The organism is Rhodococcus sp. AD45-ID (assembly GCF_003023755.1).
Lineage (GTDB): Bacteria > Actinomycetota > Actinomycetes > Mycobacteriales > Mycobacteriaceae > Rhodococcus_F > Rhodococcus_F globerula.
The window spans coordinates 820383-834750 of sequence record NZ_PYHL01000003.1 but is presented as its reverse complement, the minus strand read 5'-3'; the positions used below and the strand labels follow the sequence as shown (position 1 = coordinate 834750).

Below are 14368 nucleotides of genomic sequence, written 5' to 3'. Positions count from 1 at the left end.
CTTACGAGTACACCGAGCGGCCGCCCGGGCCTTGATCTTTGGAGATCCGGCGCGCGAGGTAGAGCCCTTCGAGCGCCAACTCGGCACCAGCGGCACGCTCACCGTCGGATTGGGCACCAAGACGTTCGGCGATCTCGTCCAGAACCTCGATCTCGGGCAGTTCTTCGAGAAGCGCCTTGGCCGTGACGGATTCACCCGTGACGACGGTATTGCCCATCTCCACGGCGGCAACCAACATTCCCAGGTCGATTCCACCGAGGCGCACCCGAACGGTGTCTGCCGTCGCTCGACGCAACAGGTGCTCGAGCACTTCCAGTTCGCGGCCCTCTTCGCCGGATTCGAACTCCACCTTGCCGCGCAGAACTTCCACGACCGAGTCCAGATCTACCGGTCTCGCAACAGCATCCGCCTCACCGAGGACCGCGGCGCGTCGTACTGCTGCGGCACTGACCGTCTCGGCACCGGCCACGGCAAACCGTGCCGACACACCCGAACGCTGGTCGACAGACGTGGATTCACGGAGCAGTCGGGTGAAGCGGGCAAGGATCTCGAGCAGGTAGTCGGGAACCTCCGCTGCGAGATGCGCTTCCTGCTCGATCACAGCGATTTCGTCCATCAACTCGACCGGATAGTGGGTACGGATCTCAGCACCGAAACGGTCTTTGAGCGGGGTGATGATGCGCCCGCGGTTGGTGTAGTCCTCGGGGTTGGCGCTCGCCACCAACAGTACGTCGAGCGGGAGCCGCAACGTGTATCCACGAACCTGGATGTCCCGCTCTTCCATCACGTTGAGAAGCGACACCTGGATGCGCTCGGCGAGGTCCGGAAGTTCGTTGATCGCCACAATTCCGCGGTGCGCTCGGGGAACGAGGCCGAAGTGAATGGTCTCTGGGTCACCGAGGCTGCGCCCCTCCGCGACCTTGACCGGATCGACGTCACCGATCAGGTCCGCGACCGAGGTATCAGGGGTCGCAAGTTTCTCGGAGTACCGCTCGCTGCGGTGACGCCACACCACCGGCAGATCGTCGCCCAGTTCCTCGGCTCGACGAATCGAAGCCGGCGTGATCGGCTCGTAGGGATGCTCCCCCAGCTCCGATCCTTCGATGACGGGCGTCCATTCGTCGAGCAGCAAGCTGAGCGTTCGAAGCACTCTTGTCTTGCCCTGCCCACGTTCGCCGAGTAGGACGACGTCGTGGCCGGCGATCAGGGCCCGCTCGAGTTGCGGAGCGACAGTGTCCTCGAACCCGACTATGCCGGGCCAAGGATCGCGGCCGTCCCGCAACGCGGCGAGAAGGTTCTCCCGAATTTCTTCTTTGACACTTCGTTGCACGTGTCCGGCGGCGCGTAGCTCACCGAGGGTCTTGGCGACAGTCACCACACCAAGTTACGAGCATTTGCGCGATTGCGCCGCGCGCCGAGAAAGATTCGAGGTCAGCCCTGCACCTGAGACTGGTCCATCCAGATGATTTCCCAGATGTGGCCGTCGGGATCCTGGAAGCTGCGGGAGTACATGAATCCGTGGTCCTGAGTGGCATTTCCAGCGCTGCCACCTGTTGCCAGAGCCTTGTCGACGATGGTGTCCACTGCCTCGCGAGTCTCCGCCGACAGACCCAACAGCGCTTCCGTCGACGTAGACGTGTCGGCAATTTCCTTCGACGTGAAGGTCTTGAAAAATGGCTCTGCCAGCAACATCACGACAATTTCGTCGCTGATGACGATCGACGACGCGTTGTCGTCGGAGAACTGTGGGTTCTTGGCGTACCCGAGCCCCTCGTAGAAGGCTGTGGCCTTGCCCAGGTCCTTGACGGGCAGGTTGAGGAAGAACATGGTCGGCATGAAAGTTCCTTTCCGATGGTTTGGTGTGTGCCTTTATACCCGTACGCGATGAAATCCAGACCTAAACTCCACCCATGGATACCTGGGTCTTACCCGCCATGCTCGGCCTCGGCCTTGCCGCAGCTTCGGGGATGCGAACGTTCCTGCCGCTGCTGATGCTGAGCGCTGCCGTCCATTTCGAGCTGTTCGGGATCACTGTCGGCGAGTCGATGCAGTGGATCGGATCGACCGGCGCTCTGGTGGCGCTGGCGATCGCCGCGGTCGTCGAATTGGGTGCCGACCTCATTCCCTTTGTCGACAACGCGCTATCCGTAGTCGGCAATGTCACCGGTCCCATCGCCGGGGTGATCGCGGCCTGGGCCGCGTTCAGTCATCTTGATCCTGCGGTGGCGGGGATAGCCGCCATCATCGTCGGGGCACCAACGGCACTGACCTTCAGCTCCGCGCAGACCGGCGCGCGAGCGGTCAGTACGGCAACCACCGGTGGGCTCGCCAACCCTGTGCTCTCGGTCGTCGAGGACGTGCTGACGTTCTTCACGTCGTTGATTGCGATGATCCTTCCGCTCCTGATCATTCCGCTGCTTGCCGCCCTCTTGTGGTTCAGTTGGCGGGGCCTGCGCCGCCTCCGCGGTGCGCGTACCGCCTGAACATCCGAACCTGGTAGACAGGTCGTCATGTCCGACACCGAGATCACGTTTCAATCCGGCGACGTCACCCTCTTCGGGAGCCTGCGCCTCGCCACGACTCCAGACGTACAAGCACCTGCCGCGCTCATCCTGGCGGGTAGCGGTCCCACCGATCGCAACGGCGACAGCGCACTCCTCGAAGGCGATATCGGTACGCTTCGGTTCATCGCGGATCTCCTTGAAGAACAGGGTATTTCGAGTCTGCGTTACGACAAGATCGGCAGCGGCGAAACCGGCTTGGGACCGTACGAGGTCGACGACATCGCAGATCTCGGTTTCAACACGTACGTCGACGCGGCCTCTTCCGGTCTCGACTTCCTGACAGCGCAACCCGGCGTCGACGCCGAGCGACTGATCATCATCGGTCACAGCGACGGCGCGGTGGTGGCTCTTGCCGTGGCCACCGGTCACGGCGGTTCCCGCGTCCATGCACTCGCTCTGGTCGAACCGCTGAGCATCAGGCTCCTCGACCTTCTGACCAACCAGATTCACGGGCAACTCGACGCGGTTGTCGGGGCCGGGCAGTTGCCGGTCGAATTGGCTGACGAGCTTCGAGTGGCGCTCGCCGGCGCAGTCGAATCGTTGCGCAGTGACGGCACGGTTCCCGACGATCTTCCCGAACCTCTCCGCAATGCCGGACTGGTGTACGCAAATGCCAAGGCTCTCGCCGAGGAAGATGCACTGGACCCGGTTGCACTGGTGGCGTCGCTTCCAGCCGGCATGCCGGTCCTCACCAGTTGCTCGGCCAAGGACATCCAGATCGTTCCGGCCGAGGTCGCGGCACTCGACGAGGCTCTCGCTCATACCGCGCTCACCTCGGTACGGATGAAGAACGCGAGTTTCGTACTCAAGGATCTCGGTGACGAGCACTCGACGGGCCCCGATTACGTCGCACCCCTGCCGTACTCGAGCGAGTTTGCCGAGCCGTTTGCTGCCTGGGTTCGCTCACTCCGCTGAGCCGCCACCCCGGGCTGCATACAGACCGGACGGCCTTGTTTTTCGATATGAAAGTCCCCTTGCGAATCATCGCGAGGGGACTTTCATTTTTGGTACTGGACCTGCACAAAGAGCAGCTGCGCGACGCAGAACGCCGGGACAAAAGTCACACGGAGTTTACGTTTGTGTTGGTTTTTATTGGTGCAATCCCTGGCAGCGTCCTGTACGGTCATCCATTAACCAGCTACGCCGAACGAGAAAGGCACGGATCAGATGACGCTTCACCCGAACTTTGCATCCGCGCTTTCGTGGCGCAGTTGCACCGCCCCCGTACAGATTTTTTCCGCCGGCACATCGGCAGATCGTATGGCCGGTAAGGCGATGAATCACAAGCACATCAGCCATAAGCGCGGTGTCCCCCGAGAATGATCCACCGATTGATCGGATCCGTTTTCGGGCACCCAGGGCAAAAGCCTCGGGTGCCTTTTCTTTTACCTTTCACATGCAGGAGAACAACATGAAACTTCGAGTCAACCAACTGTCCACCGCGCCCCCGTATGCCGATCTGCCCTCCGACCTGAGCGGTTACGCCGTCACACTGGACCTCTCGCACTCCGACGCGGCCCACGAAGCGACTCTTGGCGATTTGATCAGCGAGATCCGCGCCCGCGGCGCTTCCCGCGTCGTGATCACCGGAACTCCGCGTGAACTCCAGGGAACACACACCCACGCTGCCTGACCCGATACACAAACCTCGAGAAGCAAGAGACGAAAGAAAACGGGCCCCGACATTCACGTCGAGGCCCGCTTCACACGAAGTTGATCAGTGCGCGAAGTGGCGCGCACCTGTCAGGTAGAGAGTGACGCCGGCTTCCTTGGCAGCCTCGATCACCTCGTTGTCACGAACGGAACCGCCGGGCTGAACAACAGCCTTGACGCCTGCGGTCAAGAGAACCTGGAGTCCGTCGGGGAACGGGAAGAACGCGTCGGACGCGGCCACCGAACCGACAACACGATCGCCGGCGCGCTGGACCGCAAGATGCGCAGCATCCACACGGTTGACCTGGCCCATGCCGACGCCAACCGAGGCGCCGCCCTTAGCCAGCAGGATTGCGTTGGACTTCACGGAGCGGCTTGCGCGCCAAGCGAATTCCAGATCCTTGAGCGTTTCCGCATCTGCCGCTTCGCCGTTGGCGAGAGTCCAGTTAGCCGGGTTGTCACCATCGGCGTCGAGGACGTCACGCTGCTGCAGCAAGGTGCCACCGGAGATGGGGCGAAGCTCGATGCCGGTAGCGGTCGGTGCGGCAGCTTTGAGAACACGAATGTTCTTCTTACGCTGCAGAACCTCGACTGCTCCGTCTGCATAGGACGGCGCGATGACAACCTCGGTGAAGATGTCGGCGATCTGCTCGGCCAGTTCGACGGTGACCTCACGGTTGGCTGCGATGACGCCACCAAAAGCACTGACCGGGTCGCACGCATGCGCCTTGCGGTGGGCCTCGGCGATATCGGCGCCGACCGCAATGCCACAAGGGTTGGCGTGCTTGATGATTGCGACTGCCGGATCGGCGAAGTCGTAGGCTGCGCGCCAGGCGGCGTCGGAGTCCGTGTAGTTGTTGTACGACATTTCCTTGCCGTGCACCTGCTCGGCCTGAGCCAAACCTGCCGGAGCAGCCGGGTTTTCGTACAGAGCGGCATCCTGATGCGGGTTCTCGCCGTAACGCAGAACGGCGCTGCGGTTCCAGGTGGCACCGACCCAGGCTGGGAACTGCGAGCCGTCTTCGTCTGCAGCAATGGTGCTGGTCATCCAGCTCGCGACAGCCACGTCGTACGACGCGGTGTGCTGAAACGCCTGCGCGGCAAGGACAGTGCGCTCACGCAGCGTGAATCCGCCGCCGGCAACGGCCGTCAGAACGTCGGCGTAACGGGCCGGATCGACCACAACAGCAACCGACGGGTGGTTCTTCGCAGCCGCGCGCACCATCGACGGACCGCCGATGTCGATCTGCTCGACGCACTCGTCCGGCGTCGCGCCCGAAGCAACCGTCGCCGTGAACGGGTACAGGTTGACTACAACGAGTTCGAAAGTCGCGATGCCGAGTTCCTCGAGCTGAGCGAGGTGATCCGGCTTGCGGGTGTCGGCCAGAACGCCGGCGTGGACGCGCGGATGCAGCGTCTTCACTCGACCTTCGAGGCATTCGGGGAATCCGGTCAGAGCCTCCACCGGGGTCACGGGGATGCCGGCGTCGGCGATCTTCGACGCGGTCGAGCCGGTCGACACCAACTCGACACCGGCCTCGTGCAGACCCGTTGCCAGCTCGATCAGACCGCTCTTGTCGTAAACACTGACAAGAGCGCGGCGCACAGCCTTGCGTTCACTCACTGGGGATCACGGCCTTTCGTCCATCGGAAACTACTCCGTGTGTAGCGACAGCGGCGATAACGTCCGCCAACAACCGCCGCTCTACAACTTTGATGCGCTCGTGCAAAGACGACTCGGTGTCGCCCGGAAGCACTGCCACAGGTTCTTGGGCCAGAATCGGCCCGGTGTCCACGCCGTCGTCGACCAGATGCACCGTCGATCCGGTGACCTTGACGCCGTACGCCATCGCGTCGGGAACCGCGTGCGCGCCGGGGAAGGCGGGCAGCAACGCGGGGTGGGTGTTGATGATCCGTCCACCGAATTTCGCCAGGAAACTGGGTCCGAGGATCTTCATGAAGCCGGCGCTCACCACCAGATCCGGCTTGTGCTGCGCAACAGCGGAGGTCAGTGCCATGTCCCAGGCGGCGCGGTCGGCAAAATCCTTGATCGATACCTTGAACGCGGGAATCTCCGCGGCTCCGGCATGTTCGGTGGCAGCGCAGTCACGATCGACACCGACGGCAACGATCTGCGCGGGGTAGTTTTCGGTGTACGACGCTTCGATGAGCGACTTCAGGAGGGTTCCCGCTCCGGACGCGAGAACCACGACGCGAGTAGGCGTCGTCTGCTGCAGGTCGTGGGCCGAGGCAGTCAGCGCTCTACTCCTGAGATCTAGAAGATGGTGTGGCCGGATAATCGGCCAGACGACAGCTTAGTCGCTGGGGTCTTTCACCGGTGAGGGCAGGTCGGTCGCAGACTCTTCGGCAGAATCCTCGACGACGGTTACAGCGTCGACCTCGACCTCTGCAGCCTGGCTTTCTTCAGCCGCGAGTTCCGGCGCCTCGATCTCCGCAGACTCCGCAGACACCGCAGACTCGGCAGGCTCCTCGGTCTCCTCGGTCTCCTCGGTCTCCTCGGTCTCCGACTCTTGCACCGAACCAGTTTCGTCCACCGATTCATCCGTAGAATCCGAGTCCGAGTCCGTGTCCGTGTCCGAGTCCGTGTCGTCGCCTTCGGACTCAGCTGTTTCAGCCTGCTGGGCCGGCGGTGCCGTCACCGTGGGCTCCGGTGCAGGAACCGCCCGATGCTGCAACCACGTCGTGATCAGTGCACTGATCGATCCGAACAGCGCCAACCAGCCGAAGGTCAAGAACCCGACGGCCCACCAGGTCACCTCGACGGCACCGAAGTACCCCAGCTCCCCTCCGCTGGCGAGGGCGAGGAGCGCGATCACTGTTCCGCTCATGAACGCGGCGGCAACGGCGGTGAGGATTCCGTCCTGCCCGCCGACGCGGCGTGCGCAGTCTCGTCCCAGATAAATCCCGATCACGACCGGAACAACGAGGAGTACTGGCCAGAACCCTCCGCCCGTGCCGGCCGGGACGGCTCCGAGAACCGGAAGCGGTGGAAGGTCGCCGCCTATGTTGCCGAACACACTGGTGGACACCTCACCGATATCGGCGCTTGCGCCCGTCATGACGGCGACCGCACCGACAACAAGGTTGGGCAGGTACAGCAGCGACAGCACGGTCAGACCCAGCACGCCGACAAAACCGCCGCCACGGGCAAGAAGATCCCCGACGGTGGACCAGGAGATGAGCAGCGCACACAGAACGGCAATAGATCCCGCTGCCAGCAGCGCTGTTGTCGTCCAGGCACCGGGGCGAACGGCGGCGGATGCCCACCGCGGAAGCTCAAGTTCGATGATCTGCCAGTGCGCGACAACAACGCCGACCGTCGCGGCTACCAGGTGAATTCCGGCGACCCAACCGAACGCGCTCAACGCATTGGGACTCGACAGCGGGATTGCAGCGGACGCGTCGGCAACAACGACCAGGCAGATCGCGGTCACCGTGAGAGGCCCCGCCACGGCTGCGCCCACCAGTCGCGCTACTGCTATCCGCGTATCGGCGAGTGTTGCCGCCGACGCACATCGCCGCGCCACCACCCACATCATGAGTGCGGTCGGGAGCAACGGCAGCACACCGAGTTGAACGTCGTCGATGACAACGGGAACTTGATGAATAGCCAGCCACGTCGTTGCGATGGCGCCGAATGTTCCGGTCAGATCACTACTCGCCGATACCAGCGTCACGACTACGACGGCCGAGATCAGCAGGATCGCCATTCCCGATGACCGGAAGGCCACGGTGAGCAGTGTTCTGGTCTGGTCTGCTTCCGGCGTGGGTGTGCGCAGCGACGTGCGGCCTCGTGTTTGCTGACCGGCGGAAGGGCGTGGTCGTGTTCGATCAGTCAAAGAATTCATCCCCTCGAGGATTTCACCCGACATCGCGGCGCGCACTCAGGCGCGCCGCCCGGGACGAATCCGAAAACCCCTTACTGCTGACGCTCGTCGGGGTTCCGAGAATCGAAAGCTCGAGTCTCGGCCGCTGGGTCTGTGCTCTCGCCGGTTTCGGGGGCTGCGGGAGCTTCGAAGCCGGTGGGCTGGGCTGGGGTGGGCTGGTACGGCCCCGCTTGGTGCTGGGCAGGGGCGGGCTGGGTAGACGGGTACCCGGCCGGAGGCTGCTGCCCGGAGGGGTACTGGGGCGTCGGCTGCGCGTACCCGCCGTACTGCTGGGCTTGTTGGCCCGACGTGTCGGTAGTTTCTGCGGGTGTCGCGCCGTAGCCGCTCGCGTATCCCTGCTGCTGCGAACCGGGCTGCGGCGTTTGACCGTACTGCTGTCCGTAGGGCTGGCTCTGGGCCCCGTACTGCTGCGCCTGGCCCTGCTGCGGCTGCCCCGGCTGGCCTTGCTGGTACATCTGCTGCTGCGGCTGGCCGTACTGCTGGTAGCCCTGACCGAAGGCCTGGGGAGCTACCGGCCTGGGCGCGGGGGCCTTGAGGATTCCGATGTCGAAGAGGAACGCGGCCACTGCGACGACGGTCTGCACAAAGCCGAGGACGAGGACGACGATCAATCCCCATCCGAAGCCGATGTCGAGGTAATCCGTCGAACCGAGGCTGAACGCGGTGAACACCAACGAGACATATCCGACCAGGGACAACGCGGCAAATATCCCTGCGTAGCGTTGCTGCGGCAGCAATGACACCGCAGCCAGAACACCGCCGGCAAAAAGGAATCCGAGTCCGTAGACACTGGTTTCGAAGAAGCTGGACGTGGTGCTCACGTCGGAACCGACACCGGAACTCGTGATCGAGGTGAAGGGAGCGAACCCGAGCAGAAAGTTGACGATTCCCAACGCGGCTACCGCGATGGTCAAGAAGAAACCGATCTTGGCCCCACCGCCTGCGTTCGGGGGCGTCGGCGATCCGTACGAGGATCCTCCGAAATTTGACCCTTGCGGTGTGAACGTCATGGCTTCCCCTCGTGGACGGACGGTTGTCGATTCCAGCCTATGTGCCTTGTCTTCTCACGCCAACACCGACAGGAGACAATGGGCAGATGCCCTTCACTCTTGCTCCCGGCGCGGATCACACTGTCGAGACGGAAGTGAAGCACTCGCGGTTCATCGCCTCCCTCCGCAGAATCGACGACACCGAGGGCGCAAAACAGTTCCTGGCCGAACAGAAATCACTGTATCCGGATGCGCGCCATCATTGTTCGGCATTCGTGGTGGGCTACGACGCATCGTCGCGGTCCGAACGCGCCGACGACGACGGTGAGCCCGGCGGCACAGCCGGGATTCCGATGTTGCAGGTACTCAAGGCGCGTGACCTCGTGGACGTAATCGTGGTCGTGACACGATATTTCGGAGGCATCAAACTGGGCGCAGGCGGTTTGGTACGCGCATATTCCGGCGCAGTGTCGGTTGCGGTGGATTCTGCCACGCTGGTCGGCCGCGAGCGACGAACGTTGCACACCTTGGCAATTCGGCATGGGGAGGCCGGACGCGTCGAGGCCGAACTGCGCGCCCGCGGAGTTGTGGTCCTTGGGACCGACTACGGATCGAAAGCTGTTCTGACACTTGCCACTCACGACCCCGAACACCTTGCGTCGACGGTGGCATCGATCACCTCAGGCGCCGGCCAACTCGAAACCGCAGGCGATACGTGGGTCGACGTCTGAGCCGCCCGGCGACAGACATGTCACAGTGACGAACAACGCCCGCAACCAGGAAAACCTGATTGCGGGCACTGTAGTTCAGACAAGCTGTGTTCAGACAAGCTGCAGTTCAACACGAAGCACTACGCTCCGCGAAACGAACTTAGAGGCTCTGAAGGATCTCGCGTGCGAGAGCAGCGGTGGCGGACGGCGTCTTGCCGACCTTCACGCCGGCAGCTTCGAGAGCTTCCTGCTTAGCCTGAGCCGTTCCCGAGGAACCGGAGACGATGGCGCCTGCGTGGCCCATTGTCTTGCCTTCGGGAGCGGTGAAGCCTGCCACGTAGCCGACAACCGGCTTGGTGACGTGAGCCTTGATGTAATCGGCTGCGCGCTCTTCTGCATCGCCACCGATTTCACCGATCATCACGATGACCTTGGTGTCGGGATCGTTCTCGAATGCCTCGATGGCATCGATGTGCGTCGTACCGATGACCGGGTCGCCGCCGATGCCGATGGCGGTGGAGAAGCCGAAGTCACGGAGTTCGTACATCATCTGGTAGGTCAGGGTGCCCGACTTGGAGACCAGGCCGATGGGGCCGGTGCCCGCAATGTTGGCGGGCGTGATGCCGACGAGAGCCTCACCCGGGGTGATGATGCCGGGGCAGTTCGGTCCGATGATGCGCGTCTTCTTGCCCTTGGACTCGTTGTACGCCCAAGCGTAAGCGGAGTCCTGGACCGGGATGCCCTCGGTGATGACCACGAGGAGCGGGATCTCCGCGTCGATGGCCTCGACGATGGCGTCCTTCGAGAAGGCCGGGGGAACAAACGCGATGGAAACGTCTGCGCCGGTCTCCTTGATTGCTTCTTCGACCGTCGCGAAGACGGGGAGCTCGACAGCGGAACCGTCAGCAGCAACGTGCGAGACCGTGGTGCCGGCCTTGCGAGCGTTGACGCCGCCGACGACCTGGGTGCCGGCCTTGAGCATCAGAGCGGTGTGCTTGGTGCCCTCGCCGCCGGTGATGCCCTGGACGATGACCTTTGAATCCTTGGTGAGGAAGATTGCCATTGTTCTGTGAGTCCCTTACTTCGCTGCGTGAGCGAGTTCGGCGGCCTTGTCGGCGGCCTCGTCCATGGTTGCGACGACCGTGACCAGCGGGTGGTTGGCCTCGGCGAGGATACGACGACCCTCTTCGACGTTGTTTCCGTCCAGGCGAACGACGAGCGGCTTGTTGGCCTCGTCGCCCAGGGTCTTCAGTGCGCCGACGATGCCGTTGGCAACTGCGTCACAAGCGGTGATGCCGCCGAAGACGTTGACGAACACGCTCTTGACCTGTGCGTCGTTCAGGATGACATCCAGGCCGGCAGCCATGACTGCAGCGGAAGCTCCGCCGCCGATGTCGAGGAAGTTGGCGGGCTTGACGCCACCGTGGTTCTCGCCTGCGTATGCGACGACGTCCAGGGTGGACATGACCAGGCCTGCGCCGTTGCCGATGATTCCGACCTCACCGTCGAGCTTGACGTAGTTGAGGTCGTTTTCCTTGGCCTTGAGCTCGAGGGGATCGGTTGCGTCGCGATCCTCGAATGCCTCGTGGCCGGGCTGACGGAACGCTGCGTTCTCGTCGAGGGTGACCTTGCCGTCGAGGGCGAGGATCTGATCGTCAGGCGTGCGAACGAGGGGGTTGACCTCGACGAGGAGTGCGTCCTCGTTGATGAAGACCTCCCACAGCTTCTGGATCGTGACGGCCGCTGCGTCGAGCACCTCAGCGGGCAGCTTTCCTGCCTCGGCGATGCTGCGCGCGAACGCGAGGTCGACGCCCTTGACTGCGTCGACGGGGATCTTCGCGAGAGCGTCGGGGTTCTCCTCGGCGGTGACCTCGATCTCGACGCCACCCTCTACCGAGCACATGGCCAGGTAGGTGCGGTTGGTGCGGTCGAGCAGGAAGGAGATGTAGTACTCCTCGGCAATGTCACTTGCCTCTGCGACCAGCAGCTTCTTGACAACATGGCCCTTGATGTCCAGGCCGAGGATTGCTTCTGCGTTTGCCACTGCGGCATCCACGTCGGGCGAGTACTTCACGCCACCGGCCTTGCCGCGGCCACCGACCTTGACCTGCGCCTTGATCATTACGGGCTTGCCGATTTCTTCGGCAATCTCGCGTGCTCCTGCGACCGTGTCCGTAACACGCCCAGCCGAAGTCGGCACTCCGTGCTTGGCGAAGAGTTCCTTCGCCTGGTATTCGAAGAGATCCATCTGCTCACCGTCTCGTCTGCGTTGACACCCGCTCGAGGGGTAGGAGCGGGTCTGTTCTGGACTTTAACCAGTTGCTGCGTTCGGTTTGCGCCCGCATACATGCTATGTGGCCCATGTCACGCGACATCGCCAGGTGCGGCAGGCGTCACCGATCGGCAACGCAACTTCGCACCATTTGTCAAGCGCGGGTCTCACCGCCGCTCGGCATGCATCGACAGCGTTGTTCGCGCACTGAAGAAAGCAGCAACGACTAGCAAGAGTAGGCCCGTCGCCGCTGCGATCGCACCCGCCCCCACTGTTGCGTCCGGTATGCGTGAAGACGTCAGTGGTCCCGCGGCGAGATATATCGACACCGAGACCGCCGATCCGACGAGGAGCGCAACAGCACGCGGTGGCCGGGAACGGGTGGCGACGACGGACGCGAGCAGGACAGACACTCCGACGAGGAGTTGACCCCAGGTGTCGATCCCCCACGCGTCACTGCCCCATGGCCATTGCGTGATCGACGCCGCGGTGTGATTTGCGCCGCGATAGAGCGGCAGAGCGGTGCCGACGAGTGCAAGTACGCCGCCGAGTCCGGCAAGGAGACGGACCACGGAGTTCGCCTCGATCTCCACGGATGTGTCGATTTCCTCGCGTTCCGCTGTTCCGGCGAACCACAACGCCAGGCCGGCCGCGGCCGCGAGCGCGCAGGCGACGCCCATCACGTACACCCCGGCCCCAAGGTCGACACCCGAAACATCTGTTGCGATGACAGCTGGTTGCACGACAGCCGCAATGCCCATGACGACGGTGGTCCACAGCGTTCCCACGGCCGGCCGAATGGCAACGGCGCGGCCAGGAATCCACAGCCCGAGCGACGCAATGAAGAGAACGATCGCCGCGACGAAGACGATGCGGGTCGCGAGTATCGACGGTTCGGCGAGTCCACCGGGCAAGGACAGAATGGGCAACGACGCGCCAAGTGCGGCCGACACAGCGGCGCCAATTCCGAGCGCCCCGGCGATGCGGTGCATCTTCGTGACGTGAGCCTGCGCTTCGCGGGCCTGCTCGATCATCGCGGCTCGGCGCGCTTTCTTGGAGCCGCCGGACGGCGCCTGATTTTCGGATTTCACCGGCCGCGCTTCTTCTGCCGCTGCAGCCTCGCGCCGCGCCGACAGAATCGGTATCACCGCACCCACTCCCACGATGACCACCGCCGCGATAGCACCCACGATCGATCCAGCGCCGACACCGATCCGGTCACCGGACGCCAGACCGGCAACAACCCGAGTGCCACTGACACCCAGCGCGCCGACGCCGGCGCCGACAACACCGCCTGCGCCCACCCACGGCGAAATCGACGTCAGAGCCGATGCCGTGACGATCAAGACGGCCACGGCAACCAACGCGGTTCCGACAGCACTGGCAGCGGGACTGTCCACGAGGGAGCGGGCGAGAAAGATCGGATCCTGCGAATCGAAGGCGGGCGCGAACAGCGACAGCACGTAAGCGCCTGCAGCAAGAATCAATACGGACGTCGGCCAGGCACCGATGCGTCCGCCTACGGATCTGCCGTCGTACTCGGCAGCATGTGCGCTGCCGTATCCGTCACGCTCGGACTCACGATGAATCACCACGAGCCCCAGAATTCCGGCAACAACCAACAGTGCGTGCCCGAGGAGTGCAACGTACGACCCGACACCGGCGGTGATCACTCCGGCGGAAATCGGACGGAAAAGTTCCAAGCGGTTTGCGTCGATCGCGTCGACGAACAACTGCAGATCGAGGATCGCGACCCCGAAGGACAGCGCGCCTGCACCGGCCAAGAGCGCGCCCGAGAGAGCGGGGTGACGACCCGCCACCACAATCGCAGCGGCCGGGATCACGAGCGCGCACAGCGCGGCAAATATCGAGGCGGTCACGATCGAACCGGACGCGCCGAGTCCACTCCCCACGTCGACAATCGGCGCAGCCGACACCGCGACCGCGCCGAGCAGCCCCAGAACTAGGGCCAGGGCGAGCGGCGGTGGGAATGGACGAGCGGTGCGAACATCGCCGGGCGCGTGGACCGACGAGCTTCGGAGTGTTGACGACACCTGCTCGACGGTAGCGCCTGCGCAGGTCGGTGATCTGGTTGTGACACACCCCGATATCAATCGAGATACTTGGTCCGATTTGTCCGAAGCGACATATTGCCTGGTCAGGATGTGAGCCACGTCACAAACTACGACTCGTTTGCTGTATAGGTTGCACGTGTCGCAACCATTTCGTTACCGTTACTCCAGCTAAGTCACAGGCTGATCACGAACCCCAA

General features: G+C 63.3%; 14 protein-coding genes. 4 read left to right on the top strand and 10 right to left on the bottom strand.

Translation table 11 applies throughout. The features are described from left to right. Window position 1 precedes the first annotated feature (1 nt). Window positions 2-1378 (bottom strand): ATP-binding protein, encoded by a 1377-nt coding sequence (locus tag C7T36_RS28045; RefSeq protein WP_106939832.1) that lies wholly within the window; start codon window positions 1376-1378, stop codon window positions 2-4. A 53-nt stretch (window positions 1379-1431) separates the two neighbouring features. Continuing rightward, a complete protein-coding gene (locus C7T36_RS28040) occupies window positions 1432-1836 on the bottom strand; it encodes a VOC family protein (RefSeq protein WP_033234216.1) in 405 nt (134 codons plus the stop codon). A 74-nt stretch (window positions 1837-1910) separates the two neighbouring features. On the opposite strand from C7T36_RS28040, the gene C7T36_RS28035 reads away from it, so the two are divergent. Continuing rightward, window positions 1911-2483: a DUF4126 domain-containing protein gene (locus C7T36_RS28035; protein ID WP_033234215.1), complete on the top strand. Its 573-nt coding sequence runs from the start codon at window positions 1911-1913 to the stop codon at window positions 2481-2483. 124 nt (window positions 2484-2607) lie between these two features. Here C7T36_RS28035 and C7T36_RS30840 read toward each other — a convergent pair whose 3' ends face one another. Beyond that, complete coding sequence (locus C7T36_RS30840; protein WP_353805916.1) at window positions 2608-2655, bottom strand: hypothetical protein; 48 nt, start codon at window positions 2653-2655, stop codon at window positions 2608-2610. Between the two features lie 14 nt (window positions 2656-2669). On the opposite strand from C7T36_RS30840, the gene C7T36_RS28030 reads away from it, so the two are divergent. Both C7T36_RS28030 and C7T36_RS28020 read left to right on the top strand, forming a co-directional pair. Beyond that, complete coding sequence (locus tag C7T36_RS28030) at window positions 2670-3479, top strand: alpha/beta hydrolase (RefSeq protein ID WP_375129672.1); 810 nt, start codon at window positions 2670-2672, stop codon at window positions 3477-3479. 496 nt (window positions 3480-3975) lie between these two features. Further along, window positions 3976-4197: a hypothetical protein gene (locus tag C7T36_RS28020; protein ID WP_045069206.1), complete on the top strand. Its 222-nt coding sequence runs from the start codon at window positions 3976-3978 to the stop codon at window positions 4195-4197. An 84-nt stretch (window positions 4198-4281) separates the two neighbouring features. Here the strand turns inward: C7T36_RS28020 and purH are convergent, their stop codons facing one another. The 4 genes from purH to C7T36_RS28000 form a co-directional block, all read right to left on the bottom strand. Then, window positions 4282-5841 carry a bifunctional phosphoribosylaminoimidazolecarboxamide formyltransferase/IMP cyclohydrolase gene (purH, locus tag C7T36_RS28015; protein ID WP_033234212.1) on the bottom strand — a complete coding sequence of 520 codons (1560 nt, stop codon included), beginning with the start codon at window positions 5839-5841 and terminating at the stop codon, window positions 4282-4284. After that, the gene (gene purN, locus C7T36_RS28010) at window positions 5834-6475 is read right to left on the bottom strand and encodes a phosphoribosylglycinamide formyltransferase (protein WP_045069204.1); all 642 of its coding nucleotides are present in this window, start codon (window positions 6473-6475) and stop codon (window positions 5834-5836) included. Before purN ends, purH begins: the two co-directional genes overlap by 8 nt. A 57-nt stretch (window positions 6476-6532) precedes the next feature. Next, window positions 6533-8086: a DUF6350 family protein gene (locus C7T36_RS28005; RefSeq protein ID WP_045069820.1), complete on the bottom strand. Its 1554-nt coding sequence runs from the start codon at window positions 8084-8086 to the stop codon at window positions 6533-6535. A 71-nt stretch (window positions 8087-8157) separates the two neighbouring features. Further along, a complete protein-coding gene (locus C7T36_RS28000) occupies window positions 8158-9135 on the bottom strand; it encodes a DUF5336 domain-containing protein (protein WP_045069202.1) in 978 nt (325 codons plus the stop codon). Window positions 9136-9221: 86 nt separating this feature from the next. Here C7T36_RS28000 and C7T36_RS27995 point away from each other — a divergent pair, with 86 nt between their 5' ends. Then, window positions 9222-9845 (top strand): YigZ family protein, encoded by a 624-nt coding sequence (locus C7T36_RS27995; protein ID WP_045069201.1) that lies wholly within the window; start codon window positions 9222-9224, stop codon window positions 9843-9845. Between the two features lie 139 nt (window positions 9846-9984). On the opposite strand, the gene sucD is transcribed toward C7T36_RS27995, so the two are convergent. The 3 genes from sucD to C7T36_RS27980 all read right to left on the bottom strand — a co-directional run bounded on the left by sucD (window position 9985) and on the right by C7T36_RS27980 (window position 14150). After that, a complete protein-coding gene (gene sucD / locus C7T36_RS27990) occupies window positions 9985-10887 on the bottom strand; it encodes a succinate--CoA ligase subunit alpha (RefSeq protein WP_033234208.1) in 903 nt (300 codons plus the stop codon). A 15-nt stretch (window positions 10888-10902) separates the two neighbouring features. Beyond that, window positions 10903-12072 carry an ADP-forming succinate--CoA ligase subunit beta gene (sucC, locus tag C7T36_RS27985; protein WP_045069199.1) on the bottom strand — a complete coding sequence of 390 codons (1170 nt, stop codon included), beginning with the start codon at window positions 12070-12072 and terminating at the stop codon, window positions 10903-10905. 191 nt (window positions 12073-12263) lie between these two features. Next, window positions 12264-14150 (bottom strand): hypothetical protein, encoded by a 1887-nt coding sequence (locus tag C7T36_RS27980; RefSeq protein WP_239654778.1) that lies wholly within the window; start codon window positions 14148-14150, stop codon window positions 12264-12266. Between the last annotated feature and the right edge of the window lie 218 nt (window positions 14151-14368).